General features: G+C 65.8%; 31 protein-coding genes. 6 read left to right on the forward strand and 25 right to left on the reverse strand.

What is annotated here, in order from left to right:
- Positions 1 to 10: 10 nt before the first annotated feature.
- Together ACZ4E1_RS30320 and ACZ4E1_RS30325 are read left to right on the forward strand one after the other, a co-directional pair.
- Positions 11 to 412 (forward strand): helix-turn-helix domain-containing protein, encoded by a 402-nt coding sequence (locus ACZ4E1_RS30320; protein ID WP_467545468.1) that lies wholly within the window; start codon positions 11 to 13, stop codon positions 410 to 412.
- Positions 381 to 947, forward strand: a complete 567-nt coding sequence (locus ACZ4E1_RS30325) for a hypothetical protein (RefSeq protein WP_467545471.1) — start codon at positions 381 to 383, stop codon at positions 945 to 947. Before ACZ4E1_RS30320 ends, ACZ4E1_RS30325 begins: the two co-directional genes overlap by 32 nt.
- Before the next feature lie 242 nt (positions 948 to 1,189).
- On the opposite strand, the gene ACZ4E1_RS30330 is transcribed toward ACZ4E1_RS30325, so the two are convergent.
- Positions 1,190 to 1,312, reverse strand: coding sequence for a hypothetical protein (locus ACZ4E1_RS30330; RefSeq protein ID WP_467545473.1), 123 nt, complete (start codon positions 1,310 to 1,312; stop codon positions 1,190 to 1,192).
- 7 nt (positions 1,313 to 1,319) lie between these two features.
- Here ACZ4E1_RS30330 and ACZ4E1_RS30335 point away from each other — a divergent pair, with 7 nt between their 5' ends.
- Positions 1,320 to 1,511: a hypothetical protein gene (locus ACZ4E1_RS30335; RefSeq protein WP_467545475.1), complete on the forward strand. Its 192-nt coding sequence runs from the start codon at positions 1,320 to 1,322 to the stop codon at positions 1,509 to 1,511.
- Positions 1,512 to 1,582: 71 nt separating this feature from the next.
- On the opposite strand, the gene ACZ4E1_RS30340 is transcribed toward ACZ4E1_RS30335, so the two are convergent.
- Together ACZ4E1_RS30340 and ACZ4E1_RS30345 are read right to left on the reverse strand one after the other, a co-directional pair.
- On the reverse strand, positions 1,583 to 1,771 hold the full coding sequence (locus ACZ4E1_RS30340; RefSeq protein WP_467545476.1) for a DUF397 domain-containing protein: 189 nt from the start codon (positions 1,769 to 1,771) through the stop codon (positions 1,583 to 1,585).
- On the reverse strand, positions 1,768 to 2,586 hold the full coding sequence (locus tag ACZ4E1_RS30345; protein WP_467545479.1) for a helix-turn-helix domain-containing protein: 819 nt from the start codon (positions 2,584 to 2,586) through the stop codon (positions 1,768 to 1,770). Before ACZ4E1_RS30345 ends, ACZ4E1_RS30340 begins: the two co-directional genes overlap by 4 nt.
- 163 nt (positions 2,587 to 2,749) lie before the next feature.
- Here ACZ4E1_RS30345 and ACZ4E1_RS30350 point away from each other — a divergent pair, with 163 nt between their 5' ends.
- From ACZ4E1_RS30350 to ACZ4E1_RS30360, 3 genes are all read left to right on the forward strand, one after another.
- Entirely contained in the window at positions 2,750 to 2,992 is a 243-nt protein-coding gene (locus ACZ4E1_RS30350; RefSeq protein ID WP_467545480.1) for a hypothetical protein, read from the forward strand.
- Positions 2,993 to 3,294: 302 nt separating this feature from the next.
- On the forward strand, positions 3,295 to 3,495 hold the full coding sequence (locus ACZ4E1_RS30355) for a hypothetical protein (RefSeq protein ID WP_467545481.1): 201 nt from the start codon (positions 3,295 to 3,297) through the stop codon (positions 3,493 to 3,495).
- Between the two features lie 3 nt (positions 3,496 to 3,498).
- A complete protein-coding gene (locus ACZ4E1_RS30360) occupies positions 3,499 to 3,642 on the forward strand; it encodes a hypothetical protein (RefSeq protein ID WP_467545483.1) in 144 nt (47 codons plus the stop codon).
- 113 nt (positions 3,643 to 3,755) lie between these two features.
- On the opposite strand, the gene ACZ4E1_RS30365 is transcribed toward ACZ4E1_RS30360, so the two are convergent.
- The 22 genes from ACZ4E1_RS30365 to ACZ4E1_RS30470 all read right to left on the reverse strand — a co-directional run bounded on the left by ACZ4E1_RS30365 (position 3,756) and on the right by ACZ4E1_RS30470 (position 26,622).
- Positions 3,756 to 3,929 carry a hypothetical protein gene (locus tag ACZ4E1_RS30365; RefSeq protein ID WP_467545486.1) on the reverse strand — a complete coding sequence of 58 codons (174 nt, stop codon included), beginning with the start codon at positions 3,927 to 3,929 and terminating at the stop codon, positions 3,756 to 3,758.
- A 22-nt stretch (positions 3,930 to 3,951) separates the two neighbouring features.
- Entirely contained in the window at positions 3,952 to 4,710 is a 759-nt protein-coding gene (locus tag ACZ4E1_RS30370; RefSeq protein WP_467545487.1) for a peptidoglycan-binding protein, read from the reverse strand.
- Entirely contained in the window at positions 4,703 to 4,948 is a 246-nt protein-coding gene (locus tag ACZ4E1_RS30375; RefSeq protein ID WP_467545490.1) for a hypothetical protein, read from the reverse strand. Before ACZ4E1_RS30375 ends, ACZ4E1_RS30370 begins: the two co-directional genes overlap by 8 nt.
- A 336-nt stretch (positions 4,949 to 5,284) precedes the next feature.
- Positions 5,285 to 5,863, reverse strand: a complete 579-nt coding sequence (locus tag ACZ4E1_RS30380) for a DivIVA domain-containing protein (protein WP_467545493.1) — start codon at positions 5,861 to 5,863, stop codon at positions 5,285 to 5,287.
- 13 nt (positions 5,864 to 5,876) lie between these two features.
- The gene (locus ACZ4E1_RS30385) at positions 5,877 to 7,757 is read right to left on the reverse strand and encodes a transglycosylase family protein (protein WP_467545495.1); all 1,881 of its coding nucleotides are present in this window, start codon (positions 7,755 to 7,757) and stop codon (positions 5,877 to 5,879) included.
- 10 nt (positions 7,758 to 7,767) lie between these two features.
- Complete coding sequence (locus ACZ4E1_RS30390; protein ID WP_467545496.1) at positions 7,768 to 8,028, reverse strand: hypothetical protein; 261 nt, start codon at positions 8,026 to 8,028, stop codon at positions 7,768 to 7,770.
- Positions 8,029 to 8,041: 13 nt separating this feature from the next.
- A complete protein-coding gene (locus tag ACZ4E1_RS30395) occupies positions 8,042 to 8,971 on the reverse strand; it encodes a hypothetical protein (RefSeq protein ID WP_467545498.1) in 930 nt (309 codons plus the stop codon).
- Positions 8,968 to 10,110 (reverse strand): DUF5047 domain-containing protein, encoded by a 1,143-nt coding sequence (locus ACZ4E1_RS30400; RefSeq protein ID WP_467545500.1) that lies wholly within the window; start codon positions 10,108 to 10,110, stop codon positions 8,968 to 8,970. The genes ACZ4E1_RS30395 and ACZ4E1_RS30400 overlap by 4 nt, the downstream gene beginning before the upstream one ends.
- Before the next feature lie 22 nt (positions 10,111 to 10,132).
- Complete coding sequence (locus ACZ4E1_RS30405) at positions 10,133 to 14,137, reverse strand: hypothetical protein (protein ID WP_467545502.1); 4,005 nt, start codon at positions 14,135 to 14,137, stop codon at positions 10,133 to 10,135.
- Between the two features lie 21 nt (positions 14,138 to 14,158).
- Positions 14,159 to 17,752, reverse strand: coding sequence for a transglycosylase SLT domain-containing protein (locus tag ACZ4E1_RS30410; RefSeq protein ID WP_467545504.1), 3,594 nt, complete (start codon positions 17,750 to 17,752; stop codon positions 14,159 to 14,161).
- 26 nt (positions 17,753 to 17,778) lie between these two features.
- Positions 17,779 to 18,138 (reverse strand): hypothetical protein, encoded by a 360-nt coding sequence (locus tag ACZ4E1_RS30415; RefSeq protein ID WP_467545505.1) that lies wholly within the window; start codon positions 18,136 to 18,138, stop codon positions 17,779 to 17,781.
- A 14-nt stretch (positions 18,139 to 18,152) separates the two neighbouring features.
- Positions 18,153 to 18,584, reverse strand: coding sequence for a hypothetical protein (locus tag ACZ4E1_RS30420; protein WP_467545507.1), 432 nt, complete (start codon positions 18,582 to 18,584; stop codon positions 18,153 to 18,155).
- An 88-nt stretch (positions 18,585 to 18,672) separates the two neighbouring features.
- Complete coding sequence (locus tag ACZ4E1_RS30425) at positions 18,673 to 19,125, reverse strand: hypothetical protein (protein ID WP_467545509.1); 453 nt, start codon at positions 19,123 to 19,125, stop codon at positions 18,673 to 18,675.
- 3 nt (positions 19,126 to 19,128) lie between these two features.
- Positions 19,129 to 19,545, reverse strand: a complete 417-nt coding sequence (locus ACZ4E1_RS30430; RefSeq protein WP_467545511.1) for a hypothetical protein — start codon at positions 19,543 to 19,545, stop codon at positions 19,129 to 19,131.
- Between the two features lie 58 nt (positions 19,546 to 19,603).
- Positions 19,604 to 19,951 (reverse strand): hypothetical protein, encoded by a 348-nt coding sequence (locus ACZ4E1_RS30435; RefSeq protein WP_467545513.1) that lies wholly within the window; start codon positions 19,949 to 19,951, stop codon positions 19,604 to 19,606.
- 18 nt (positions 19,952 to 19,969) lie between these two features.
- On the reverse strand, positions 19,970 to 20,398 hold the full coding sequence (locus tag ACZ4E1_RS30440; RefSeq protein ID WP_467545515.1) for a hypothetical protein: 429 nt from the start codon (positions 20,396 to 20,398) through the stop codon (positions 19,970 to 19,972).
- A complete protein-coding gene (locus ACZ4E1_RS30445) occupies positions 20,398 to 21,036 on the reverse strand; it encodes a head-tail connector protein (RefSeq protein WP_467545517.1) in 639 nt (212 codons plus the stop codon). The genes ACZ4E1_RS30440 and ACZ4E1_RS30445 overlap by 1 nt, the downstream gene beginning before the upstream one ends.
- 61 nt (positions 21,037 to 21,097) lie before the next feature.
- Positions 21,098 to 22,603, reverse strand: a complete 1,506-nt coding sequence (locus ACZ4E1_RS30450) for a phage major capsid protein (RefSeq protein WP_467545519.1) — start codon at positions 22,601 to 22,603, stop codon at positions 21,098 to 21,100.
- A 40-nt stretch (positions 22,604 to 22,643) separates the two neighbouring features.
- Positions 22,644 to 23,489 (reverse strand): HK97 family phage prohead protease, encoded by an 846-nt coding sequence (locus ACZ4E1_RS30455; RefSeq protein WP_467545521.1) that lies wholly within the window; start codon positions 23,487 to 23,489, stop codon positions 22,644 to 22,646.
- A gap of 13 nt (positions 23,490 to 23,502) precedes the next feature.
- Positions 23,503 to 25,035, reverse strand: coding sequence for a phage portal protein (locus tag ACZ4E1_RS30460; protein WP_467545523.1), 1,533 nt, complete (start codon positions 25,033 to 25,035; stop codon positions 23,503 to 23,505).
- The gene (locus tag ACZ4E1_RS30465; protein ID WP_467545525.1) at positions 25,028 to 25,195 is read right to left on the reverse strand and encodes a hypothetical protein; all 168 of its coding nucleotides are present in this window, start codon (positions 25,193 to 25,195) and stop codon (positions 25,028 to 25,030) included. The genes ACZ4E1_RS30460 and ACZ4E1_RS30465 overlap by 8 nt, the downstream gene beginning before the upstream one ends.
- A 2-nt stretch (positions 25,196 to 25,197) precedes the next feature.
- On the reverse strand, positions 25,198 to 26,622 hold the full coding sequence (locus tag ACZ4E1_RS30470; protein WP_467545527.1) for a terminase: 1,425 nt from the start codon (positions 26,620 to 26,622) through the stop codon (positions 25,198 to 25,200).
- Positions 26,623 to 26,644 lie beyond the last annotated feature (22 nt).

The following is a 26,644-nucleotide window of genomic DNA, read 5'->3' on the forward strand; positions in this document are numbered from 1 at the left end:
GACACAGATCATGACCAAGCAGGACCGGGACTACTTCAGTGAGTGGCTCAACAGAACCCTGGCCAACAAGGACGTCTCCGGCGGCGACATCGCCCGGAGCCTGGGCGTCAGCGAGGCCGCTGTGAGCAAGTGGCGCAACGGCAAGGGGCGACCATCCCTGGAGACCGTGATGCGGCTTGCGGTCATTCTTGAAGTGAACGGACTCCGCCTGGCCGTAACCGCGGGTCACATGAAACCAGTCGAAGCAGGCGTTGAACGCCTCTCCCTGCCGGCGGACCTCGGCCGGCGCGCGGCGGTTGAAGCGCAGATCCGCAGAATCACTGGCTTGACAGAGGCTGACAAAGAGGCATTGTTGAAAACGCTAGATAGGAGGATTCAGGATGACGAATCCACTGGCGGGCCTCACGGCTGATGCGAATCGGTATGGGGTCACCACGGCGATAGCGATAATCGCCTGGAGCAGCTCTTTCATACTCGTTCTGCTAAGAGCATTCGACGTGCTCGACCAGCACCTCGGATCGCTCGCCCTCCTGACAGTAGGGGTAGGAATAGCCGCCAGCCTCTCCCTCGGCAGGATGAAACTGACCCGCACCATCACCACGGTGTTCCAGGCAGGCCTGGCCTCCGCGGTAACCCTCACCACCAACGCGCTCGCCGACACCTGCATCGTCGCCCTCGACGAACGCGGGATCATCGCCTCCGCCGACCACACCGACGCCATCGGATGGGACGACGAGGAGCTCATCGGCCGCGAACTCCGCGCCCTTCTTCAGCCCCGCTCCGGCGGAGTCCGCAAGATTGAGCCCGGCGCAACCATCAGCAGCCCCATGACCAACCAGAAAGGCGACGTCTTCGACGCGAAGATCTCCGTCGTGCACCTGCCGACTCCCGGTAACGGCGGACGAGTTATCGCGACTATCGCACCCGTGGTAGGAGGCTTGCAGTGAAGCGAGCCATAGCAGGCGCCAGCACGGCCCTGATCATCATCGGAGGGGCCGCCGCCTGCGGCTCCAGCAACGACAACGCTGGCGACGCTGTCACCGCGGCCCACTCCGGGCCGGCAACGCTGAAGCCGGGCCAGACAGCCCATATCTCCGTCTCCCGGTGGGATGACAACCTCACCCGGATCTCGGACGGCAAGGCGGACGTAACGCTGAAATCTGTGAAGGAGTACAGCGAGAGCGACCTGTCATCCGTCCAGGTCACCAGCGAGCTTGCCGCGAACCAGGAGATCGCCGTCGTCGAGCTGGACATCCGGACTCGCCACGGCGTTCAGCGAATCGTGGACCGGCGAGGACGGAGCGGTCGACACGCCGGAGATGGGATACATCGCCGACCAGGACATCGTGCCCAACGACCTGACCAGCACGGCGCCCGCCCTGGAACCCGGAGAACACGTCCAGGGTGAGGAGGTACTAGTCATCCCGAACGACCAGGGTGGCAAGCTGCACTTCAAGGACGGCAGCGGCGACAAGTACCTGTTCGATGTGCGGACCACGGGGACGGCCTAGACCGTCAGCCGAGCATCAGAAAGCCCCCCGCCGGGAACCTGAACCCGGGGCTGGGGGGCTTCCTTGTGTCGTCAGAGCGAGGTGACGAACGAGGACCAGGCGCCGGACCCGAAGACGATGGCCGGCCCCTCCTTGTCCTTGGAGTCACGGACAGGGACGATCGGCAGCCCGTCGACGACCTCGACGCACGTGCCGCCGTTGTCGCTGCTGTAGCTGCTCTTGCGCCAAGCCGTCTCCGGCAGGCTGTTTGCGCGGATCACGTTCCTACTTCCTTCATGACATCGGCAATAAGGTCAACCGAGTTGTGAACGTCGAGGGCAGCCCCCATGAGCAGATCATAGGCCCGATCTGCGGCCCTGACCTGCACGGGGTCAGCCAGAAGCTGACCCCGGAGAAAGCCGTCAACGTACACGACCGGATTGCCCTCCGCGAAGGCTAGCGAGTGGAACGGTCCGGCGATACCCGGATGTGCGCCGACCGACCTGGGCACAACCTGAATCACAGTCGACGGCTGCTTCTCCGAAGCATCGATCAGGCGCTGGAGCTGCTCGCGCATCACGTCGTCGCTGCCGATCTTCAACCGCAGGGCGTTCTCGTGCATCACGACCCACAGTTCCGGCGGTGTAGGCCGTTGCAGGATGGCCTGCCGCTGCATGCGGGCGTCGAGCAGGCCGTCGACGTCGTGACTGCGGCCAGCAGCGAGGATGCTGCGGGCGTACTCCCTTGTCTGGAGCAGGCCCGGTATGACGGTGGACTCGAAGGCCCGGATGACGGCAGCCTGCTCCTCCAACTCGACGTACGGCCTGAACCACGACGGGTAGGCGTACTTCATGACAAGCGGCCACAGCCGGGCGAAGTGGCCGTCAGCGCCGAGGAACCGGTCGGCGTAATCGGCGAAGTCCTTGGACGGCGCCCGCTTCGCGGCCTCGATCTTGTTGACCAGAGTCCTTGTGCAGCAGCAGGCCGCCGCCAAGTCGGCCTGCGACGTGCCCTGTGCGTGCCTTAACCGCTGGAGTTCCGCACCGAAGAATTTCAGCATCCCGTCGGGCTCGTTGTGCTCTTCCTGTACTGCCACCCCTCAACCTTCCCTGTGACAGAGCCCGTTGTCACATGTGACCAGGGCGTTTGTCACCGTGACATGAGTATCTGTCACTGCCTCAGACCTGTTGATCGTAGCGCCGCACAGCAATGCTTTGAATGCGAAGAGCGAACACCAAGACCCCCACGAGGACGCAGTGATGACAGCAGAAGTGCAGGAGGTGCACGTGGTGCTGAACAAGGTCGGCGACATCGTCCGGGACCACGGACGCTCCCAGATCGCGCAGGTCGAAGCCGTCGACCACGAACGGAAGCTGCTCACCCTCGTGAGGCCCGCCGGCTATTCCTGGACAGCCCCCGACCACCATTGCCGGCCGGCCAGCGAGAAAGACCTGAAGGACTGGGACGCCACGATGCGCATGATCGAGCAGTGCCGCCGGTGAAGTTACGAGGCTGGAAGGTGACCAGTGACGGCGTCTTCTGGGGCGGCGTCGTCGCTCTCCTCACCTGGGGATCACTCATGGCCATCGTCGCCTACATCGTGCTCGTCCGCCCCTGAGACTCCCGGGCCCGCGCCACTACGCCCCCCGTCGTAAGCGCGAGCCCGGGGCACCACGTCCCGCCCCGGATCGTCCCTGACCGCCAACAGTCGGCGCGGCCAGGCCGAGGGAAGGACCGCCCCTGCCGGGGCGGGACATCACGCAACAGGCTCACCTGCCCGCAACCGAAGGAGCAATATGTACTGATGGCCTCTGAACTGCCCGCCCCGTACAAGGACGCCACCCCGGTCACGATGGATGTCATCTGGGGCCGGACCTGCGTCAAATGTCGGTGGCATGGAACCCCGCACGTATACATGATGATCATCAACGGCACCCACTTCCTTCGCTGCGAGAACTGCGACAGCGCGATGGTTGGTCGGGCGCTCGTCATCCCGGAGGTCTGAACTATGCCCGTCGTACCCACCGTCGAGAACATGACCTGCCCCGCCTGCGGCGGCACCGGCAAGAACCCGGACGCCCCGAGCGTGAACTGCAACTCCTGCTCCGGCCACGGCAAGCTCCCCGGCACCTCCACGGTCTGGAACCAGTAGCAACGCAAAAAAGGCCCCCCGTTTGTTCGGTACGGTTTCTAAGCCGTAGCGCGAACAAACGGGGGGCCTTCGTGTCGGGCGTGACCCGACGCGAGATCGGATCACCTCCTAGGTCAGCTCTTGTTGGGCACGACGTACGTGACGCCCAGGGCTCCCAGGACCGAGAGGACGACGGTGACAAGGTCACCGGTGGAGACGGCGCCGTCGGCGGTGACGGCGGCCAGGGTGCCGGCCGCAGCCGCCATCGCGGCGACGATGGCCTTGGCCATCGAGGAGAGCTTCACCATGTTGATTTGTTGATCCTTTCCCTTACCGAGGGACGCGCAGCTTGTCCCACGACGTTCTGCCAGGCCACCCGTTGGCGTCCTGGCCCGAGAACCCGCACCTGCGCTGCCAGGCGGCGTACGAGTTCCGATCGGCATCGGTCCACTGAGGGCCGGGGCCGACGCTGTACCGCCCGCAGCCTTCGGCCACGAGCCTCTGCCCCATCCGCTCGACGAGCGGCGACCGGGGCCCCCTCTTGAAGAAGGCCTCGCCGGGGAACGGCTGGAACGAACCCTGCGGCGTCTTCACCGGGCCGCTGGACGGCGCTGGCTCAGATGTCGGGGAGCCGACGTAGGCGGGCCGGCCGTAGCCGGCGATGGTGTCCGCGTACCGAACCTTGCGGGCGCACACGTTCCCGATGTTGCCCTCGATCGTGTACACCGTGCGGCCGTCGGCCGAGGTGCCGGTGACCAGGCCGACGTGGTCGATGGCGCCGATCGAGTTGGAGCCCGACCAGTCGAAGAAGACGACGTCGCCGCGGCGGATCCCGGCGATGTCGGTGTACCACTGGCCGCGGTCCCGGAAGGCGTCGGCGTGGGCGACGGTGTACGCGTACTTTCCGCCGAAGCAGACGGCCTGGGCGTTGCCGGAGTGGTAGGCGGCGTACGTGATCGTCATGTCGCACCAGGCGTCGTTCAGCCCGTACCACTGGGTGATGAAGTTGGTGTTGTTGCCGTTGGTCTCGTGGGCGCCGAGGCACTTCTCCATCGCGGCGACCATGGCCTCGACTGCTGTGTTACTCACCGGAGACCCCCTCGATGTGCGGGGCGTACACGCCGTTGCCGTCGGGGTCGCCGAAGGCTTCGCCGAGCAGCTCCTCCTCGTCGGGGTCGGTCGGCGGTGTCTCGGGCGACCAGCCCTTCGGGGGGTTGAACTCTTCGGGGCCGGTGTCGGCCGCCGGTTCGGGTGCCGGTTCGTCGTCGCCGTGGAGGATCTCCTCGACCTCTTCCAAGGCCTCCCGGACCTCGTCACGAATGTCCATGCGGGTTGCACCTATTCATTTGTCGTCTTTGTATAGGTTCGCTATTGACAGCGAAATTTTGACGTTTTTAGACTGCTTTTCGGGGTTCGCCGACGACTTCGGCTAACCGTCAAAGCCGCCCACTCTGACCCGCAGGGCGAAGCCCGGAGGGGCGGGGAAAGCCCGGCCGCCTACCGAACCGTCTCTGAGGTGGTAGGCCCGGCTGAAAGCCCGGCAGCCTACCGAAACTCACCACACAGGTAGTAGGTCAACTACAGGTAGTAAGGGTGAGCGTGTGCGTACGCGCTGTCGCGCTCCCGCACCGGCCCTGTAGGAAACCCACAAGGCCGGACCGGCTTACTGCGGTACAGCCTGGTCGTACGACGTCAGCGCCTGCTGGATCGCGGCACGGAGCTGCTGACCCTGCCGGGTCAGTACGTCCACCGCCAGCGTCATCTGGTTGTACTTCGCAGTCACCTCATCGAGCTTCTGCCGCTGCTCCGCATACCCGTCGTTGATGATCCGCTCGGCCTTCGCCTGGGCGTTCTCCAGGATCGTCTTCGCTGCCTCGTCGGCCTCGGCGACAGCCCTGGCCGCTCGGCCTCCGGCCTCACGGACGATGTCATCGGCCTTCGCCTGGGCGTCGCTGATGTGCTGGTCCGCGGTCGTCTGCGCGACGGCCAGGAGGCGTTCGGCGACCGCCGAAGGCGTCTGGGCGACCGCTGGTATCGCCGTCGTCGGAGCTTCCGAAGTGTGGAGGCTCAGCTTCTTCTGTAGTGCCTGGTTCGCGGCTTCCAGCGTCGAGAGCTGGCCGAGCGCGAACGCGTAGTCGGCCGCGACCCGGTCCAGGAAGGTGTCGACCTCGTTCTGGTCGTAGCCCTCCCGGAGCCGGGTCGTGGCGAACTGCTTCTTGTCGATGTCGGCGGGTTCGAGCACCGACGACCTCCTTCTAGATGTTCACGCCGTGGCTGGCCAGCCAGGCGACCGGGTCGGAGAAGACGCCCTCCCGGTAGGCGGTCGGGTCGGTCCGCAGCTCGAAGTGGAGGTGCGGACCGGAGCTGTTACCCGTCGACCCGGACAGGCCGATCTGGTCTCCTGCGTGCACCGTCTGCCCGAGGCTGACCGTGACCGACGACAGGTGAGCCGACAGCGTGTACACGCCGTCGCTGTGCTTGATCACGACGTGGTTGCCGTAGGCGGAGCCGGCGGTGTTGATGCCGACGACCAGGCCGTCATGGACGGCCTTCACCGGGGTACCGGACGCGGCCTGGAGGTCGACGCCGGTGTGGTAGCCGAGCCCGTAACCGGAGTCGGGGTTGTGGAACGACTGGATGACCCTCGTCGAGGCGAGAGGCGACACCCAGTCCGTCGTGGCCGGCGCCGGCTTCGGCGTCGCCGGGACCGAAGGCTTCGGCGTCGCCGGGACCGAAGGCTTCGCCGTCGCCGGCGAGCCGTCCTTCATGGCCAGCAGGTAGGCCCAGCCCTTCGGGCCGATCCGCACGTCGTGGGCGACGCCGGTCGACTTGAACTGCGGGTGGGCGTTGTGGAAGCGAGCGACGGACGCCTGCGTGAGCGGGCCGTAGTTCGCGTTCTCCTTCACCGAGGCCGCCATGTAGCCGATCCGCTTCAGCTCCTTCTGGAGGGGCACCGCGGAGGGGCTTGTGTGGTTCGGCGTCGGCAGGCCGGACATGTCGTACGGGTCGGGGTTCGGGATCAGCAGCTTCTGTCCGACCTTGATCAGGTTCGGGTTGGAGCCGATGACCGACTTGTTCGCCTCGTACAGGGCCTTCCAGCCGCCGCGTACGTGCTGCTCGTCGGCGATCTTCGCGAGGTAGTCGCCGGCCTTGACCGTGTAGTACTTCCCGCCCTCCGGGTACGGAGTCGGGGTGGTGCCGCCACCGGATGTACCACCGGTGGTACCTGCCGGGACGAACGGCGCCGGCCGGACCACTCCGGTCACCTGGCCGCCGCGCGTCGCGATGGACGACCAGTTGACGCCTCCGCCCGGGTGCCGGGTCGCGGTGTCGATCAGGTCTTCACCGTTCGGGCCGACCTTCCCGGTGTAGAGGGCCACGTGCCCGTTGTAGTCGCTTCCGAACGTGTAGATGACCAGGTCGCCCGGCTTGATCGTGGCGAGACTCTGGGCGGTCGCCTGAGGCCCGACACGGGACGGCACAGCCTGGTCGTACGAAGTGCGCGCGCTGTCGGTGAAGTCCAGGCCCGCAGCCTTCCAGGCCTGCGAGGTCAGCCCCGAGCAGTCGAAGCGCGTGGGTCCGTTGCCGCCCAGCAGGTACGGGGCGGAGCTGATGTGGTTCTTCGCGTACTCGATGGCGAGGTACGCCTTCGATCCGACCGCCGGAGCGTCCCCTGTGGGGGGCGCCTGAGGTGTCGGCTGGGCCGGCACCTGGGGCGGTGCCGGGGTGGCGGTGCCACCGTACGGAGTCTGGCTGAGCCCCACACCACAGACCGGCCATGCGCCCGGTCCCTGTGCTGCGTTGCCGTTCCAGCCAGTGCGGAGTACTCGTTCGGCGACAGTGATCTGCTGTTCCTTGGTGGCGTGGTCGGCGCGATCCGCGAACGCGGTGCCGCCGTAGGCCGCCCAGGTGGACTGGGTGAACTGAAGGCCGCCGTAGTAGCCGTTGCCGGTGTTGATGGCCCAGTTCCCAGAGGATTCACACTGCGCAGTCTGGTCCCACTCCGACGCCGTGGCGGCGGAGGCGGAACCGGCGAACGTCGCGGGCACGACGACAGCAGTGCCAAGACCGATGGTGGTTCCAAGGGCTACCTTGCCCAGGTTGCTATTCGGCTTGCGGTGTCGTCCCTGCCCCATCTCTTCTTTTCTACCTTCCTAGAATCCCGTAAAGGCTCACCACGACTGCTGCGAGTGACGCCAGTACGGAGATCGTGGGGAGCGGAAACTTGCGCTCCTCCAGTCTTCGGATGCGGGCTTCGTGGTCTTCTCGGTACTTCTGCATTTCGTCGCGGTCGCGGCGAATGCCCTCCAGGATGGTTTCGATGCGGGCCAGCCTTTCGGCGACGAGCATCGTGAAGCCGTCACTGGACATCTGGGGAATCCCGTGCGGGGGAGTGTCATTGCTCATGGCGCCTCGGCTCTCACAGGAAGTACTCAATTCCGTTCAGGGATATCCACGTTGGCGAGTTCACGGGGTGCGAGTGGCTGCCGTTCCCATGCCAGTGGTTGTCGACGAAAATGCTGTGCGAGTGGCTGTCCGAACCAGACCCGGAGAAGCCGTGCGTGTGAGCGGTGCCAGCACTCGCGCCGCCAGTAGTGCCGGAGATACCGAAGCCAGTCGAAGCACTGGACGTGCCACCACCCGGCGAGGCGCCGGAAGTTGACTGGCCGCCCGTCGAGAGAGGCGTCGTCGTGCCGCCGACCAGGGTTGCGGAGCCGTCCGGATTGAAGTCGACCTTGCAGTCATTCATCCCGTTGGCGTCACGGGCAACGAGCAGCGTGCGCTTCGAAGTCGGGCGGTATTCGTCGTCCAGGCCGGTGACCAGAGTGGTGCCGGAGACGTTCCAGCCTCCACGCCACTGCACCTTCCACGACCCGTTGTCCAGCACCCGCCGGTAATAGACGTCGCCGTTGCCGTTACCGCCGTGCGAACCCGCCGCCAGCGAAGCCCGCTTCCACCCTGTATCGACGGCACCTACGGCCGAACCCGACGAGGCGGCAATAGCGCCCAGGATGAATATCTCCGAGCCCTGCTTCGCCAGCAGGACCGTTTGCCCGACCTGGGGGTTGAAATTGTTGACCATGCGAACCTGGTCGACAGGGGACTCGGTATCGCCAGAGATGTTGAGCTGCACCGACGGCGGCACCGACGCGGCGTTCACCGAGACGATGACCGCCTTGCGGATGGCGAAGCCCTGCTTGACGGCCGACTGGACCATCTGCTGCATCGTGGTGGCCAGCTCGCGGAGCTGCTGATCGATCGCGGACTGAACGGCCGCCTGCTGGTCGCCGGACAGTGTGCCGCTCGACGAACCGGAACTGCCGCCGGCTACCTCCACCGGGGTGGTCACGTCGTAGGCCTCCTCTCGCGCATCGTCAACGTCTGGTAGTTCGTGCCGCCGCCGCCCGTCGCGCCAGTCATCAGCGGCACCGAGAAGGCATCGAGGACGTACAGGCCGCTCACACCGGAGTCCAGGCGCTGAACCTGGACGACGTCGCCGCCCTCATACGTGGGATTGACCAGCGTCGACAGAGTGAGCTGAGACGTGTAGCCGATCAGAAGGGCGAGCTGCGCCGCCGCCAGGACCGCGGCGTCGTCGGTCGTCTTCACGACACCGTCGGTGATGAAGTACGGCACCTCGCCATACGGCCCGTACCGGTACGTCGGGCTGCTCGGGTTCATGTCCCAGGCCTCGGCCCGCACCGGCGGCGCCTCATCGCCGGCGGACTCGCCGGTCACGATCACACCGTTGTAGCCGGGGTCGTCGGTGAACACCCGGGTCAGGTCGAGCATCGTGCAGCCCTGCCCCTCGACGTACGAGAAGTCGGGGGCCGGCAGTGCGGCGATGTCCGGCGGCGGCGCGACGACGATCCGGCCGACGACGTCGAAGTAGATCTCGCAGCCCATGCTCTGGGCGAGCTGCGTGCACGCGTCCCACGGGTCCGAGCCGGAGTCGAACAGCATCGGCGCCGTCGTCTTCAGGTCGGTGTCGACGGCGTCGTACTGGGCGTCCGGGAACGTCCGGATCACGATCTGCTTGATCGCGTCCAGGATGTTCGTATCCGCGGCGACTGTGTACGGGTCGATGAACTTGTCGCGGGAGATCGTCCGCGACCGGTCGTAGCCTTCGAGCTGGATGGTGACCGTGCCCTGCACCCCGGCCGTGATCGTGCACATCGACAGTCGGAAGATGCCCAGCGGGGCGTACTCCTCGGTGCCGTCCGTGTAGCGGACGCCGCGGAACGCCCGCAGCTCGGTGCCGTACGGGGTGAGGATCTCGCCGGTCGTGCGGGGGGTGAGGCGGCCGGTGGGGTCGATCGCGCTCAGCGTGATGTGCCGGCGGATCTGGGCGGACCGGTCGCAGTCGACCGATCCGTCCGTGATCTGAAGCCGGGTGACCTCCAGGTCCGGAGTGACAACCTCGACGTAGGAGACAGCCGTGTGGCTCTTCTTGATTTCCGCGTAGAAGCGGTCGGTCTGAGAGGCCACAGGCCGCACCCCTATTCAGTTGTCAGATCTCCGGCGCCACCTCCGCGAAGGTGACCTTGACGTACCGGCGAGGCCGGGACTGCCGCTGTGAGGTCGCGAGGATCGTGGAGGTGATGTCGCCGACCGGGCGCACCCACCACGTCTTGTCGATGTCGGACTGGAGGATGAGCGTCCGGCCGGACCTCAGGAGGTTCATGAGCTGCGGAAACTCCGCCTGCTCGCAGTGGATCGAGATTTCCAGAGTGTCGGCCTTCACGCCGTCCGTGACCACCACCGGGTACTGCTCCCCGAGCGGCTGGAAGGTCTGGGCGGTGTTGGAGGTCGCCACATCCATGTCGGTCCACTTGACCGTGATCTGCATGTTGTTCGACAGGTCTTCCAGGTCTTTCAGCCACCACGAGTTCGGCTCGAAGATGACCTCTTGCGACGCCGGGCCGTAGCCCGACGAGAAGACGTCGCCGTTGAGGCCGTACGACAGGGTGGCGACCCGGTAGCGCCGCGAGTTCAGCGGAGCGATCGTGTGGTCGACGTAGAACATCTGGCCGGTCACGAGGTCGTACTGCGACGGCAGCACGTTCTGGCCGAGCAGCGGCAGCCAGTCTCCGTAGCCGTTCCCGTTGTTCTCCTGGTACTGGATCACCGGGGTCGACCACACCGGGTGCTCGGCCCGAGAGGTGCCGTTCGTCCAGGCTGGTTCCTGTGTCGGATCCGGCAGGGCGCCCAGCATCACGCCGACCATGTCGAAGTTGACGGTGTCGTTAACCGACATGCCGAGCGCGGAGACCACCGGACGGATCCGGGTGGTGCCCTCCGGGATGTCGAACTGTCCCCAACTCTTCACCCACGACGCGGTGTTGAAGGCGTTGCCGGGAATCGACTCGGCCGAGATGAGGGCATTCGCGCGGTAGAACTCCAGTGTCAGCGTCGGCGTGCCCGAGACCGACCCGAGGAACGAGGACATCATCGTGACCTTGTTCTTGGCCAGCCAGATCGCCCGGGGATCGAGATCCCCGATGTCGATCATCGAGCTGGTGTGGGCGGCCACCATGCCGCCGGCCAGGGAAGCCGCCGGCTTGATGAGGCCGATCCACGACGCCATCGATTGGATGGTGGTGCCCGAGGCCTGGCCGTACACCGATGTGGTGCCGACCGGGATCCCTCCGTTCGAGTCGTAGACCGCGGTCCCGAGCCAAGGGCTCGACGCACCGTTGCCGTTGTCGACCCGCTCCGTCTCGTTCGCGCCCGGCGACGGAGCCGACGCCAGCGGCGTCAGCAGACCTATCCAGCCGACCGCCGTCCAGGCTGAGTCGCCGCCCTGGATCGTGGCCGTACGGGACGTGGAACCTGTCGAGACCTGGCCGTTCGAGTCGGAGAATTGAAGTGACACGTCCGGGAATCCGGACAGGCTCGTCGAGTCGTCCGTGCGCTCGGACACGTCACCGCCCGACCACGTGTTCCCGGTAGGGGTAGTACCGGTGAACAGGCAGATCCGCCACGCCTTGCTGTTGGTGTTGGTCACCGAAGGTGTGGCGACGCTCGCCGTGTCCGTGGACGTCTTCGCGTTCTCCGCGATGAACTGGTTCGCGGCCGTGTCGCAGTTCCGGTAGGCGACCGCCTGAGAGATCTTCGGCTGGCCCCAGCCGGACTGCGTGCCCGTCCACGAGTTCGGCTCCGAGGAGCCGGCCGTGCGCTTCAGGATCGCCACCGTGACGTCACCAGAGTGGGCGTCGCCGCCACCACCGGGGGCGGTGACGTGGGTGCGCCTGACCAGCGTCCAGCCGGACGGGGCGGTCACCGCGGTCACGTTGCCGGAGAACGACACCGCGGCCAGCATAAGGTCGCCCGACTGGACGCCGGACGGCTTGTTGATGGTGTAGCTGCTGTTGTCGCTCGTGGACGTCCAGGCCGACGCCTTGCCGACGTACGCGATCGGCGCCGGGTTCGTCGGCGCCGTGGTGTTCGCGATAAAAGTGCCGGCCGACGCCGTCTCGTTCGCGGCAAACGCCGAGATCCTCCACGCGTTCGGGTCGGTGTTCGCGACCGCCGCGGTCTGGAGGACGGTGTTCGCCGAGGCCGACGTCGACACCGACTCGGCGAGGAACTGGCTGTCAGCGTGCGCTGCCCCCGAGTACGCGACCACAACTGCGGAACGTCGGCTGGACGCCACGGACACGGTGCCCGTCGCCCAGGAGGCAGGGTCGGAGGCCAGGCCGGTCCGCTTCAGGACCCACAGGGCGGTGTCGGTGGTGCCGTCGTCGATCGACGCGGTGTTGACCGTCGACCAGCCGTCCGGCGGGATGATCGTGCCCGACTCGGTCGAAGTGACGAACGCGACCATCAGGTCGTTGTCCTGAAGGCCGGCCGGCTTGTTCAGTGTGAAGTTCGTGCCCGAGGTCGGCGTTGTGAACACCGCGCCGGCCGCCCGGAAGGCGATGGAGGGCGGCACTCCCACGTACTTCATCTGGAAGGCCTTGAGGCCCTGGGCGCCAGTCCCGGACGTGTTCGTCCTGGTGGTGGTCGACGCCGAGTTCGCCTGCGTCCAGGAGTCGACGACCGAGGCCGGGTCGTCGGCCGTGGCCAGGAAGCTGGTGAGCATGTTCCTGGACGTGTGGCCGCCGTCCGACCAGGAGGTGCCGGTGCCGGGCATCAGACCGACGTGGTCGATGTAGTGGGATTCGCCGGCGGCCGGTGCGACGATCCAGGCGACGACCTCGCAGTACTTCGCATCGGCGGGGATCGTGCCGGTGGCGACCAGCTCGTTCCATGTGCCCGTGCTGTCCATCCCGGACACAGAGATCTGGGTGGACGACGCAAGCGCGGTGTAGGTGTCGTCGTAGAACCGGGCGAACAGGGTGGCGGTCCTCGTGGTGGAGTTTGCGAGGAACTGGGATCGGACGGTGACGGCCTGGCCGGGAACGACCTCGATCCTGTCGGTGATCGCGAAGGCGTCACCGCCGGAGACCGCCGTGATCTTCATGGAGGCGATGCCGGTCCCGAAGCTGTTCAGGGTGTCCCGCGCGAGGGTGGCGTTAGAGCCGACCCAGCCCAGCGGGTCGGAGGCTATCTCGAAGTCGGCCTGCTGCACCGACAGCAGGTTCGAGGTGTCCTGCATGCGGATCGCTGCCGACGACGTGTAGTTGTCAGGGACGACGGTAGGGGTGCCGATTCCGGGGACGCCGGACAGGCCGGCGTTGTTGTCTCCCGGCACGCCCGGCGACGGGGCGTTGATCGTGAACTGCCGGGACGCCCAGGGCGAGGTGCAGCCGAACTGGCTCTTCGCCCGGACGAAGATCTTGTAGTCATTCCCGTTCAGCGACGTCGGCAGGATGAAGTTGTTGGACTCGCCCTCGACGGTGCCGACGAACACCGGGGTGGCCGTCACCGGGTCGAAGGTCGACGCGGAGGCATCGGTCAGCGTGAAGATCTTGTACTCGGCGCTCTTCTGCGGTTCGCCTTCGAGCTGCTGGTACGTCCACGTGACGGTGGGGGACGGGGTGGTCACCGTGCCCGACGGCGACGTGATCGTCACCGTCGGCCGCACGTGGTAGTTGACCTTGATTTCCAGGCCGTAGATGCGCACGCTGTCGAACAGGTCGTTGTACGAGAACATGCGCAGGCGCAGCTTGTTCAGGCGGTCGACGTCCCACGCGAACCCGAGCGGATCCTTGGTGTAGGTGGCGACCGTCTTGGTGGTGATCGTGCTGCCGGCGGTGATCGTCCTCGTCGTGTAGCGCGAGCGGTTGTCCGTCGACAGCACGTTGATCGACACCGACCGAGAGCCGGAGCCCGCGTTGTTCTTCAGGCGGATGAGGACCGACACCGAGTCGATGATCGCCCCATCGGGGAGATCATCGACGTCAGTGGGGAATCGGACCTCGACGCCGCCACGGTACGAAGGGCACCGCACGTGGCAGTCGTCCTCGAAGGCCTGGAGAACCTCCCAGACCTTCGTGTAGGTGGCCGCAACGATCGTCCAGCCATCGTTGGAGACATCCCCGGAGGGGAAGATGGGGAAGCTGAGCGTCACGTCCTACTCCCTATTCAGTTATCAGGTCACGCGAGACCCCGTGCCCTTGCAGAGCATCATCCGCAGCTTCGGAAGAACCTCGGTGTCGAGCTTCTCCACAGCGTGCTTGTCGAGGTTGCCCGCGACATGGATCGGCATCTCGATGTGTACAGGCCGGTCTCCACCGTGGCGGAGGGCGCGAACCAGATCGGGGTTGTTCATGACGGACTCTCCGCCACGGAAGTTGACCAGCTCGGGCCCCTGCTCGCCGACCATCGCCCAACCGTGCATGGCACCAGGAGTGCCGCTGGCGTAGCCACCAGGGCCGGTCGGAATGTTGCCGCCGTACCTGGCCTTGATGTAGTTCAGCGAGGCGGTGACGTTGTCGACAGGGTCGTAGATGTTGCCGGACCCGTAGGCAGCAAAGGTCGGGCCGATGACCTGCGCCAGACCGATGGACGGGGTGCCCGCCGCAGCGTTGCTGTCCCAGTTGTTGACGGCATTCGGGTTGCCGCCTGACTCGATCTGAATACGAGTCAGCATCGCCGAGATGTTGCCCTCGGTCACCGGGTAGCCGGCGTTCTTCAGGGCCTGAATGACAACGCCGCGAAGGTTGGCGACCTTCCCGGAGACGGGCCCGCCCTTGCCGACCAGCTTCGCGGCAAGCCTGGCAGCAGCCGCCGCCGCGGCCTTGATCATGGCCATCAGCTTGTCCATGACCATCTTCAGCATCTTCATACCGACATCGGCAACAGCCCCGCCGACCGGCTGGATCCACCCCGAGAGCGATCTGGCAGCGTTGATCGCCTTCATGAACATCGCGGTGACCGACGCCGGGTCCGGGAGCCCGAAGGCGCCCATCGCGAAGCCACCGATCTGGCCGATGACGCCGCCGAGCGGATGACTTCCCTTCGTGATGTCGCCATGCGACTGCTTCTCAGCCTCGCCCGCCATGCCGCCGTAGCCGCCGGTCGGGTCGCCGCCGTCACCACCGCCGCCACCAGAGCCCTGACCGCCAGCCGCGGCAGCCGCAGCCTGGCCGGCCATACCCCCAGACGGGGACGGGTTGACGGTGCCGCCGTCAGCGAAGCCGACAATGCCACCCTCGGCGAAGGCCATCCGGCCCATGATCCCGCCCGCCCCGAAGTGGCTCATGAAGCCCCCGCTGGACGAGCCGGCGCGACCGTTCGAGAAGAAGTGGTTCGCGCCATGGACGAAATCGCTGCCCAGGCCAGCCACGGCCTCGGGCACGAGGATGCCTTCGCCGGGCGACAGCATCGCCCTCACAGAGTCCGTGCCGGGGCGGTACCCCGGCAGAACGCCGCCTCCGGCGAAGCCCTCGCCCACGACGCCGCCCTCGGCGAAGTTGACGTGGCCAATCTTGCCGATCTTCGGAAGGTGCACGGCGCCGGCCACTGCATCCCAGGCGCCGATCAGACCGTTGATGACGTCGATGATCAGGTTGACGGCCTTCTCGATGACGTCCTTGATCTTGTCCCAGATATCGCTGGCCGTCTGCTTCAGCCAGTTCCAGGTGTCCTCCCAGGCCTTCTTGATGGTGGCGCTGGCCGTGTCCCAGATCTTCTTGACGTTGTCGACGAACTTCTGCCAGGTGTCCTTCAGCCAGTCCCAGATCTTCTGAGCGGTGTCCTTGATCCAGTTCCAGACCGTCTGCCACAGGTTCTTGAAGCTCGACGAGAAGGTGTTCCACGCCGTCCTGAGCGCGACGAGCATGGCGTTCCAGGCCGTCTTCAGCCAGTTCCAGATGGTGTTGGCTGTGGTCTTGATCCAGTTCCAGACTGCCTGCCACGCCGCCTTGAGGGCGTTGGACACCGTCGTCCAGGCGGTCTTGATCGCGTTGAGTACTGCCTGCCAGGCGGTCTTCAGCGCGTTCCACACCGTGGTGGCAGCCGTCTTTATCGCGTTCCAGGTGGCCTGCCACGCCGCCTTCAGGGCGTTCCCGACGGTCGTCCAGGCGGTGCGGAGCGCGTTGACCACCGAGTTCCAGGCGGTCTTGAGGGCGTTCCAGACCGCGGTTGCGGCAGTCTTCAGAGCGTTCCAGACGGCATTCCATGCTGTACGCAGCGCGTTGCCTACCGTCGTCCAGGCCGTCTGAAGTGCGTGAACGACCGCGTTCCAGGCCGTCTTCAGCGCGTTCCACACCGCGGTTGCGGCGGTCTTGAGGGCGTTCCAGACGGCATTCCAGGCTGCCTTCAGGGCGCCGGAGGTGGCGTTCCAGGCAGTGGTGAGCGCGGAGACGACCGCGTGCCAGGCCGTCTTGATCGCATTCCAGACGGCGACGCCGGCGGTCTTGAGCGCGTTCCACACCGCGTTCCAGGCGGTGACCAAGGCGCCGGACACGGCGTCCCAAGCCGTCTTGAGCGCGTTGACGGTGGCGTGCCAAGCCGTCTGCATCCACTGCCACACCTGGGCGGCGATCTGCTTGATGAAGCCCCACACTGTCGACCAGTGCGTGACCAGCTCGTAGATGGCGAAGCCGATCGCGGCGACCGCGATGACGATCAGCGCCATGATGCCGAGGGCTGGCAGGACGGCGACGTCGAAGGCGACCATCGTGGCGATGAGGACTGTCTGCGCCGCATCCCACAGGGCGATGCCGACGGCGACCGCCTTCGTGCCGATGGCGAATGCCGCCGACACGATCGAGGCCGCCTGAACGGCGGTCCGGAACGCGACGAAGGCTACCGCCATCGCCTGGATCACTCCTGGCGGCAGCGCCGCAACGATCTGGAGCAGGGCCGTGGCGACCTTCAGAGACGGCTCCCCGAGGCCCTCCATGGCCTTGCCGACGGTTTTGAGGGCGTCGCCCAGGGCGCTGAAGAACTGGTGCACGGGCCCCGCGTTGGCGGTGACGTAGGTGACGAAGCGCTGGAACCCGCCGCCGTCGGCCCACTTCCTCAGCTCATCGGCGCCGTTCTTCAGCATGGTCAGCATCCGCTGGCCGGGGGGCAGGAACGCCTTGAAGGCGTCCCCCAGCACCCGTCCGACGTCCTTGCCGATGGCCACCAGTTTCTCGATCGCTGGCACCGCCGACGCCTTGATCAGGTCGATGTAGTTCTTGAAGCTGCTCGACTTGGTCCAGTTCTCGAAGTCCTTGGACACCTGGAGGACAGCAGGGTGAATCGCGTCGACGATCGGCTTGAGTTGACCGATGACGTTCGTTAGTCCCTGGACGCCATTAGTGGCGACTTGCAGGGTTTCGCTCCTGGTGCCGTCGATGAATTTCTTGTAAGCGGCCGTCATGTTGTCGTACGCCTTGACGAACGGCTTCTCTGAATCGTAGAGATCTTCCTGCGCCGCCCTGGCGGCCAAAGCAGAACTGGCGGCGTCAGTAAGCGCCTTACCGTACACGCCGAGTGCGACGCCTGCGACGGTGGCCATAGTGGAAACACCCGCGCCAGCGGAGATCGCCGCAGCACCGATCGGGATCAGGGCGGGGCCGAACGCGGTCGCAGCCTGAGCGGCCAGGGCAATGCGACCGGACCACGAGTTCAGGTTGTTTGTGTTCCGCCGTGTCGAGTTGTCGAAGTCGTCGATATCCCGTCGAGCCTGACGAAGGCCACCACCGTCATACCTGGAGAAAATCTGAATCGTCAGGCTGGTGATGGTGGCCATCTGCCGTCCTTTCCGCTATTCAGTTGTTAGAAGTGCGTGGTCGGCTTCCGATCGCCGCCGTTGCACCGGCAGTCCGGTGGGCAGGTCCCCTCGGTCGGGGGAATCCATTCCTCGCTGAAGTCCAGCTCCTTATCCGCCTGCTCGGCCTTCCGGTCTGTCGGGCGCGGGAACCTCGCAGGCTTCGGGACCGGCCCCTCGGGCTTGTCCTCATTGGTGAAGTTCGCCTGACTGATCAAGTAAGCGATGAGCTGTAGCTGCTCATGGATACTCGAAAGAGCCTCCTGCTGAGACTGCCAGCCCCCGACGGGCCCGTTGGTCTGCTCGAAAGCAATCCAACGGGCATACTCCGCGGAATCCATCTCGGTCATCATCTGCTTGACCGTCATGCCGAGAGCTACCGCTAGTCGGTGCTGGAATCCGAGCCGGTAGTCTCGTCGAAATCCTCGGCCAGCTCCTCGATGTCGGCCTCGGTGAAGCCGTTGATCTCCTGGCACTTCTGGAACAGGAAGTCGAGCGCCTTAGCGGACTTCTGGCCGAGCCGGGCAACGTCGCCGGACTGGAAGACCAGCTCGCCTTCCTTGTTGACGACGCAGCGGCTGACCAGACGGGCGCGGAGGTTGGCGATGTTCGGGCGCTGCTGACCCTTGCGCATGTCGACGGTGGAGGCCTCGAACGAGTCGCGCTCTGCGGCGCTCATGACCCGGAGGCGGACCTTGCGGTTGTTCCATGCAGGGACGGCGACGACGACGGTCTCGCGGTCGTCGATCGACCAGAGGTCGAACGGGTCGTCGATGAAGTCGTCCTCAGCGGCAGGGGTGTTCTCGGTGCTCATATTCAGTTGTCCTCGCTCTTGCGGGTTTTGCGGGTTCAAAGGATCGGACGGGGGCACCCGCGAACACCCCGCCCGATCCAGTCATTTGTCAGGCGATGTTATGCGCCTGCTTTTCGAGGGTTTCGAAGAGGCGTCGCTCGAACTCGTTCTCCGCGTTCTCGAACGTCTCCTTGAACCAGGAGCCACCCATGTTTCGGAACCAGTGATGCCGGTTACCGAACAGGGGGTGCTTCCATCCCTCGGGGCGGTCGAAGGCCATCGGAATGTTCCGCTTCTGCGGATCGGCTATTCCGGCGGTGATCCTCACGTCGGAACCGTCGGCGGAGACCTCAACGCCCTGCGCTACCTGTTCACGCAGGCCAGTGTGCTTCGAGCCGTGAGTCGGGAAGGCGCGGATCTTGTTCCGCGCCTCCTCCGCCTTACGGTCGGCGATGTCCTTGATGTCCTTCTTGATCTCTTCCGGCAGCTCGACTTCAGCCCTGAGCAGCTTCGCTACAAGCACTTTCCACTCAGGGCCGAAGACGATGACCTCCTCGGCCATCTGTTACGAGGTGGCGCGAGCGATCCCGGAGCGCTGCGCGTGGATCTTGACCTTGGTGTCCGACAGCTCGCCGACCTTGCCGGAGACCGGCTGGTAGTCGAGCAGGATGCAGGTCGCGCTGTACTCGGGGTTGTTCGCGGAGATCGCCGCCGACGTGGGACGGACCTTCACGACGAACTCCGTCTCCAGGTCCCACAGGGGGAACAGGACGGAGTCGACGGCGCCAGCCGCGTAGTCCTGCTGGAACGTGATCGTGAACATGTCGTCCTTGAGGCCGGCTGCGCGCTCGCGGCCGTCACCACCGAAGTTCGTGGTGTTGATTTCGTCCTTCTTCAGTTCCACCTCGACCGAGGAAACGTGCGACGAGAAGTTCGTGCCGTCGACCTCGATGAAGCAGTCCCGGAGAACAAGCTTCGCCATCTTAGGCTTTGCCTTTCTTCAGTTGTTATTCAGTTGTTGAGCTGGGCTGCTTTTGAGGTCAGCCGACCTGGACGACGGCAACCTTGAGGGTTGCGCCAGAGTTCGTCGCAGTGATGGTGCAGCGGCCGACGCCGGCCGTAGCCGAGTCGACGTACTCCTTGCGGAGCGGGATCCAGACCTCGCCGGTCGTTGCCGGAACGGTGATCGCCGGGTCGGGCTCCGGCTGACCGTAGGAGGTGCTACCGGGGACGGCGATCGTCACGACCGCGGCAGACCCACCGGTGTTCTTGTAGACGACGAAGGTGTTCTTGCCGTTGCCGCACTCGGCGGTGTCACTGGCGGAGGAGTTGCCGAACGTCGGCGCCGTGCCGGCGTCAACGACCTTCTGGGTGGCGAGGGCAGCCATGAGGGGCGGCTTCCTTTCTTAGACCTGAGACCCATCCGTGTGGATCTCGACTTTCAGAACCGCGCCGACATGGCGCGTCTTGGCGGTCTCGAAACCGCCGCCATAGCCCTTCACGCCCCGCACAAAGCAGGTGGTGTCGTCCAGGCCGAGGGAGTAGTTGTTCTCGATCGCAGTTCGGACCGAGCTGGGGCCCACGCCCGTCGCAAAGTCGTCCAGGAACTCGGCCGCGTCCTCAGTCGTAGGCCGCTGAACGATCAGGAACAGGTCGAACATCCAGACGTCGTCCCCGCGGCTCAGCGCGCCCGCGAAGTTCGCACTGTCCGGACGGATGATCACCGCCGGGAACTGCAACAGGTCCGGGATGTTCTGGTACACGTAGACCTCGTCCGCGACGTTCTCCTCGATCACGTCAGCGAGGGCCTGCCGGATCTTCCCCAGGCTGCTCATCAGGCGACCAGGAGGCGGTTGCGGGCGTACCGGGACAGCTTCAGCCGAGCCTGCGTACCAAGCCCGGAGACCGGGCCAGAGGGGCGCAGCGTGACGCCGTACTGGTCGGACATGACGCCGTAAGGGGAGTCCTTCATCTGGAAGGTGTCTGCGGTGAGCATCCGGCAGGCCTGCCGGATGTCCGCCGGCACCTCGGCCCAGCCCCACTTCGCGGTGACCCGGAAGCGGGCCTGCCTGCCGTAGCAGGATCCGTAGGTGGGCCACTGGATGATCCGGATCATCCAGTAAGGCCAGCCGGGCACCCCGTCCACGACGCCGTTGAACGGCGACACCTCGTAGTGGGTGTCGTCGAGCGTCGTCCAGTTCCCGACGCCGGTCGGGTCGTACTCAACGATGAGACCGGCCAGGTCGTAGAAGTCGTCGACCAGGATCCGGTTGCCCCGCAGGCTGGTCGCCGGATACAGCCGGGCGGTCGCGGTGTCGGCCTTGTTGAACTGCCGGTTGCAGATGCGCTCGATTTCCCTACTTGCCGAGGCGATCGCATCCGTGAGGTTGTCGTCGTTGTCGAGCTTCGTCGACTTGACGTGCAAGTAGTCCTTGATCTCGGGGAGTTCAAGGTAGGGGTCGCCGAGCGCCATCTGATCCCTCCCAAGGGGAGAGCCCCCCGCCGCAGGGCGGAGGGCTCAGCTAGTGGATGGATCAGGTCTGCTTGACGACCAGGCGCTTGAAGGCGGCCGGGAGGATGATCTTCGAGTTGTTCATCCAGTACGTGTAGACACCACGCTGGCCGGTCGGGAAGCCGGAGCCGTTCACGACGGTCGGGACCATCTCGGTGGACATGCCGATGCGGTCGACGATCATGAACTTCTTGAAGTCGCCGTAGATCATCAGGGTGTCGCCACCGTCGCCGTGAGTACCCGCGTACGCCTTCGCGGCGGCCAGGGTGGGCAGACCCGTGACACGGGCCAGCGGCTGGTCCAGCAGCCGACGGGGGTTCCCGTCCTGGAGGCTCTGAACGATGACGTTGTTCAGAGAGCCCGGCGTGGAGCCGGCGTTGTCCGTCGGGAACTGCCGGATCGCGTTGATGACCGTCTTGTGCGCGGCGTACGACGCGTTGCCCTCCCAGCGGGCGTCCAGCGCCTCTTCCAGGGCGTACAGGTCAGCCAGGGTGAAGGTGTCCACCGCGGCGCAGGTGACGTCCTGGCCGGCGCCCGAGAGGCCAGCGTTGAGACCCTGCGGGGGAGTGTTGTCGGTGATGCCGTCGCCGGTGCCCGACCAGAAGGACTCCTCCTCGCGCGCCTTCGCGTCCATCAGCATCTTCGTGATCTCGGTGCGGAGGGCGCTCCAGCTCAGGTCGATCTCCAGGGAGAAGACCGTGTAGCCCTGGACTCGGTTCGTCCGGACCTTGGGCTGGGCCAGGGTGAAGTTCGACGCCGTGGCGGCCATGGCCTCACCGGCACGGGCGACCGTGGTGCCCGCAGAGGTGACGACCTGGTACTCCTTGCCGACGATCGTCTTGACGTCAGCGAGCTGGCGGATCGGGTTGATCACGCCGGAGGAGGTGAGGATTACGCTCGGGTCGAGCTGGAACGGCACGGCGTAGCCGCCGTTCGCGTCGCCGCCGAGGGACTGGGCGGCACGGATGAGGGCCTGGCGCTCCTCCGTGGTGCAGAAGGCGTCGGTGCCGTGGCGCAGCACCTTCACGTACGCGCTCTCGTACTCCTTGGAGCCGGTGAGCAGCATGCGCTTGGCCAGCTCGCGGTTGGAGGTGTCGACGGTGTCGAGCAGCTCCTCCGCGCGCTCCTGGGCCGCAGCCGCGTCCGAGACGCCGTACTTGTTGCGCTCGATGGCACGCTTCGCGTTGTCGGTGCAGCGCTCCAGGAAGTCGTCGCCGGAGTAGCTCATCTTGCGGATCTCGGAGAGGTCGAAGACCTCGTCGTCCGTCTTCTTCTTGATGAACGCGGGGGCGCCGGTGTCGGAGCCGCGCTCAGAGTTGCCGGGGGTGGCGGCCAGCTCGGCGACCATCGCGATGCGGGCCTCGGCGCGCTCGATGTCCTTCAGCAGGGTGGAACGCTCGTCGGCGAGGGTGTCCCACTCGGCCTGGCGCTCCTCGTCGAGGGCGGCGTCGCCGGCCTCCTCGTGCATGGACCGCAGGGAGGTCTTGACCTCTTCCAGGCGGGCACGCATCTCTTCGAGAGTCTTCACTGTCTTCCTTATTCAGTTGTTGTGCTGTTGTGTGTTTTCGCTACAGAAGCTCGTTGAGCGCCAACCAGCGCTCCCGTGCGTTCTGGGACATGCCTGTCGAGGTGCCCGCCTGGGCGGCGTCGTCAGGTACTGCTTCGCGCGACTCGTCGGCGTCCTCGGCCCCGTCGGGCTGCTCGGAGGTGACGGCCTCGCTGGTCCGCTCCCCGTCGGGGGCGGAAGTCTCTTCGGGTAGGCCGCGCACCCATGCGACGACCTCTTCGGGGGTAAGGCCCCGGTCGGCCAGCAGCTCGGCGGCGGACCGCACGCCGACGCTGGTCTGGGGGTATGCAGGGAAGACGACCGGGCCGGCCTCCATCAGCTTGACCTCGGTGATCGTCCGCTGAAGCGGTCCCCGCTGGTCGCCGTTCACGTCACGGCCGTCGCCCCACAGCAGGTCCTGAAGCTCGCGCTTCGAGGAGATCTCCTTGCCGTCCTTGTCTGCCCAGGATTCCCGGACGACGCCGAACTTGAAGGACATGCCGGAGACGGCGCCGGAGCGGATGGCCTCGGCGATCGGGGCGGCGTGGTCGAAGAGGTCGCCCTCGACGTACAGGCCGCGTTCGTCCTCGCGGATGTCGGTGAAGTTGCCGATCGGCAGCGAGCCGAAGCGGCTGTCGCGGCCGTGATCGAACTGCATGACCGGCTTCCGCTCGGCCAGCGTCTTCTTGAAGGCGCCGGGGGCGATCCGCTCGTTGAACTCGCCCTCCCAGGATCGGATGGGCGTGTCCTGGTTGAAGACCGCGGCGTAGCCGGACAGCTTGCGGCCGGCGGTCCCTTCCGCGCGCTCTTCCAGCGTGAAGTCGACCGTCCTGGACAGGAAGCCGTCGAGTGGATTCTTCTTCGTCATCGCATGACCTCCCTTACGTGGTCGGCTTCTTCGGCGCGGCCTTCTTCGCGGCAGCGGCCTTCTGCTGGTTCTGGAGAGGGGTGGGCTTCGCCCCCGAGGCGCCGCCAGCGGGCTTGCCGTTCTGGCCGCCGGCCGGCCGACCCTTCGCGAGGTTCGGCGGCGTGTTCGGGTTCTGCTTCTTCGGGTTTCCGGCCGCGTCCGTGCCCGCCTGGCCGTACCCCGGCTGGTCTGGGATCGGAGGCTGGAGCTGGACGCTGAACAGGCCGGTGTGCTTGAGAAGGGTGATGTCTTCCTTCGCCATCGCCTCGATGATCGATTCGGGCGTGTAGCCGTCCTGGATCCACTTCGTCATCGCCGACGCCTTCTCGTTCATGATCTTGATGCGAGTCGTGGCGTCGTCCTGGAGGAACGCAATGTCCCTGTCGTCGTACCAAAGCCGACACCCTGACGGGACCTTGATCAGCACGCTGTAAGCGTCGGCGATCGTCCGCCACATAGGCCGCATACGCATGTCCGCGAACGCCTCACGAGCGCTCTTGAAGTTGCCCGCGTTCAGCGACGAGCCCTGCATACCCTCGGACAGGCCGACCACGACGGGATGCACACCCGCCGCCGCGGCGATACGTGTCTCGCCGGCGCCCTGCGTCTTCTTGAAGTCGAGCTGCGCGAAGTCGTGGGTCAAGGGGGTGACGTCGGCGCCGCCGCCCAGGTAGAGCGTCTTGTAGGCGTTGTCGATGCCGGTGTGCGACTCGTCCATCGCGGTGATGAACTCGCGGAACTGATCGGCTGTGACCGTCTCCTTGAAGGCGATGGCCATGTTCGGCGTAGCGGAGTTCTCGTAGAACTTCTGCTTGTGCTTGGTCGCGGCGCCGTCCGCCTGGATCTCCCGGATGACCGGGGTGATCCACGAGATGCCGCGGTACTGCGCCTCAGGGTCGGGGACGGGCGCCCAGTGCGCCACCTTCCCGTTCTCGCCCGTGACCGGGTAGATCGTCCAGTTCTTCGGGTCCTGGGTGCCGCCTGGCTTGTAGACGTAGCCGACTACGTCGGACTGCGCGGCGAGCGCCGGATCTTTCGACAGAATGATCTCGACCCAGTCGGGCCGCAGACGGCGCAGCCGGTTGCCCTCGCGGACCACGTAGTGGTTGCCGGCCATGTCGACGTCCTGGATGGCGCGGGCCAGCAGATCGCCCGTCGTGCCGTTCGGCCAGGGGTGCTCCAGGATGTTCAGGTCCGGGTTGGAGAACAGGTTCTGCTGCGGCCGGCCGCCCTTCAGGGGCTGGAACTGGAAGCGGGCCTCGCAGAAGACCATCTGGCGGGCGGTGCAGCAGGCGTACACGATCGCGTTGCTCTTGAACGCGCCCTGCACGTAGCCCTGGAAGTCGTTGGGGACCGTCTCGCGGCTGCCGGTGAGGCCGGACGCGATCTGGAGCGGATAGTTGACCCCGTTGAAGTTGAAGTACTGGGCCCACTGGTCCATCGAGAGGCTCAGGTCGAGGCGTTCTTCCTTCTTGCGACCGAATATGGTCGACCAGAGGTTAGGCATCGCCTTCGCCTCCCTTCTTCTCTATCTCGATGAACGTCAGGCCGAGGACGCCCAGGAGGGCGCCGCCGTAGAGTCCGTATGGGCCGAATTGCCAGACGGCTCCGGCTGTCGCCATGAGCAGGAAGAGGAGCAGCGCGAAAAGCGCCCCAATCCTCGTCACATCTACCTCCTGAAAACCCACGGGGCGGACGCAGGCTGCTCGTTATTCAGCTTGCGGTATCCCCATGCGGCGATCGTGGCGCTCACAAGAGGGGAGATATCGGATCGGGCGTTCTTCTTGTCCCAGGCCCATTTCTCGGCCAAATCCCGCTTATCGGCGGCGGCCACAGCCTGGGAAAGTCCCGTCTGGCCGATATGAGCGATCTTTCGGACCTCGCCCCTGCGCGGAACAAGCCCGACATGGAATTCGCCGCACGCGACGGCGTACTCGTTCGTATTCGGCGAAAGGACCGTGATGCCGAAACCCTCCAGCTCCTCGATAAAGGAGGAGGCCTGGCCCTTGTTGTCGATGACGACGGCGTTCGGTTTCAGGGCCGCCCACAGCTCGCGGATCCGGGATGTCACCCAGTCGGTGCCCTGCCGGTAGTCCTCCGGGTAGGGGCCCTCGCCGCGGCCGGTGATCTCGACGTGGATCAGGCCCTCGTCGTTGATGCCGGCGGCCGTGATGCACGACCACTTCCGGTCCGGAGACACGTCGACCGCGAGCGTCCAGATGTTCTTCTTGCCGCCCATGAGGATCTGCGACTCGGGATCCTCGGCGGCCTGCCACGAGGCCTCGTCGATGATCGCCCAGGCGTCGCCCTCGACTGGCCAGCGGCCGACCGACAGACGCTCGACCTTGAAGGCCTCCTCCGACATGGCCCGCAGCTCGTTAGCGACGGTGTCGCGCGAGATCCGGATGCCGTAGCCCGGGTTCGCCTTCGCCCACACCTCTTCGTCGTCGAGCTGGTCGTGCTCGTCGCAGTTGGCCAGGCAGAAGTCGGTGCAGGCGTCCGCCGACCACTCCGCGAAGAACAGGTACGGGTCCATGTCGCCGGTGGCCAGCGCGTTCAGGGCCCGGTTGCGGACGCGGCCGAACTCGAAGGCGTCCTCCAGGCCGGCCGAGCCGGTGTACCAGATCTGAGGATTAGGCTGCGCCGACAGCGTCGGACGCAGGGCCATCATTGATTCCTCGTCGAGGAACATGGCCTCATCCAGCACGACGAGTTGAGGGCTGAACCCTCGACCAAGCTTCTTTGTCCTGGTCTTGAAGAGGAGGCGAGCGCCGTTCTTCAGCTCGATGCGCTCCTTGCCGTTCGCCTCGTACGCGCCCTTCAGCTCCTTGTTCAGGAGGGGCGTGTCCTGGATCAGGGAGGCGATCCGGCGGAAGTGCTCGCCCGACGTCGCGAAGTCCTGGGCGGAGTGAATGATGGTCTTCTCACCGAAAAGGAAGAGGCCCGCCAGTTGGCGAGCCTCCAGGATTGATCCCTTGCCGTTTTGTCGGGCGACGACCAGGCCGACGTCCCTCGCGGCCCACATCCGTTCCCATTCCTTCGTGAACGGGTTCAGGTAGGTTTCCAGCCGCTGCGCGCAGGCCTGTTCCAGCACCCACGCCTGCCACGGGTCCAGC

This window comes from Streptomyces sp. NPDC025806 (assembly GCF_055558275.1).

Coding starts and splice junctions, on each gene's coding strand:
- ACZ4E1_RS30320 (WP_467545468.1), top strand. CDS start 11: ATGACCAAGCAGGACCGGGACTACTTCAGTGAGTGGCTCAACAGAACC.
- ACZ4E1_RS30325 (WP_467545471.1), top strand. CDS start 381: ATGACGAATCCACTGGCGGGCCTCACGGCTGATGCGAATCGGTATGGG.
- ACZ4E1_RS30335 (WP_467545475.1), top strand. CDS start 1,320: ATGGGATACATCGCCGACCAGGACATCGTGCCCAACGACCTGACCAGC.
- ACZ4E1_RS30350 (WP_467545480.1), top strand. CDS start 2,750: ATGACAGCAGAAGTGCAGGAGGTGCACGTGGTGCTGAACAAGGTCGGC.
- ACZ4E1_RS30355 (WP_467545481.1), top strand. CDS start 3,295: ATGGCCTCTGAACTGCCCGCCCCGTACAAGGACGCCACCCCGGTCACG.
- ACZ4E1_RS30360 (WP_467545483.1), top strand. CDS start 3,499: ATGCCCGTCGTACCCACCGTCGAGAACATGACCTGCCCCGCCTGCGGC.
- ACZ4E1_RS30365 (WP_467545486.1), bottom strand. CDS start 3,929: ATGGTGAAGCTCTCCTCGATGGCCAAGGCCATCGTCGCCGCGATGGCG.
- ACZ4E1_RS30375 (WP_467545490.1), bottom strand. CDS start 4,948: ATGGACATTCGTGACGAGGTCCGGGAGGCCTTGGAAGAGGTCGAGGAG.
- ACZ4E1_RS30385 (WP_467545495.1), bottom strand. CDS start 7,757: ATGGGGCAGGGACGACACCGCAAGCCGAATAGCAACCTGGGCAAGGTA.
- ACZ4E1_RS30390 (WP_467545496.1), bottom strand. CDS start 8,028: ATGAGCAATGACACTCCCCCGCACGGGATTCCCCAGATGTCCAGTGAC.
- ACZ4E1_RS30410 (WP_467545504.1), bottom strand. CDS start 17,752: ATGGCCACCATCACCAGCCTGACGATTCAGATTTTCTCCAGGTATGAC.
- ACZ4E1_RS30415 (WP_467545505.1), bottom strand. CDS start 18,138: ATGACGGTCAAGCAGATGATGACCGAGATGGATTCCGCGGAGTATGCC.
- ACZ4E1_RS30420 (WP_467545507.1), bottom strand. CDS start 18,584: ATGAGCACCGAGAACACCCCTGCCGCTGAGGACGACTTCATCGACGAC.
- ACZ4E1_RS30425 (WP_467545509.1), bottom strand. CDS start 19,125: ATGGCCGAGGAGGTCATCGTCTTCGGCCCTGAGTGGAAAGTGCTTGTA.
- ACZ4E1_RS30430 (WP_467545511.1), bottom strand. CDS start 19,545: ATGGCGAAGCTTGTTCTCCGGGACTGCTTCATCGAGGTCGACGGCACG.
- ACZ4E1_RS30435 (WP_467545513.1), bottom strand. CDS start 19,951: ATGGCTGCCCTCGCCACCCAGAAGGTCGTTGACGCCGGCACGGCGCCG.
- ACZ4E1_RS30440 (WP_467545515.1), bottom strand. CDS start 20,398: ATGAGCAGCCTGGGGAAGATCCGGCAGGCCCTCGCTGACGTGATCGAG.
- ACZ4E1_RS30445 (WP_467545517.1), bottom strand. CDS start 21,036: ATGGCGCTCGGCGACCCCTACCTTGAACTCCCCGAGATCAAGGACTAC.
- ACZ4E1_RS30455 (WP_467545521.1), bottom strand. CDS start 23,489: ATGACGAAGAAGAATCCACTCGACGGCTTCCTGTCCAGGACGGTCGAC.
- ACZ4E1_RS30460 (WP_467545523.1), bottom strand. CDS start 25,035: ATGCCTAACCTCTGGTCGACCATATTCGGTCGCAAGAAGGAAGAACGC.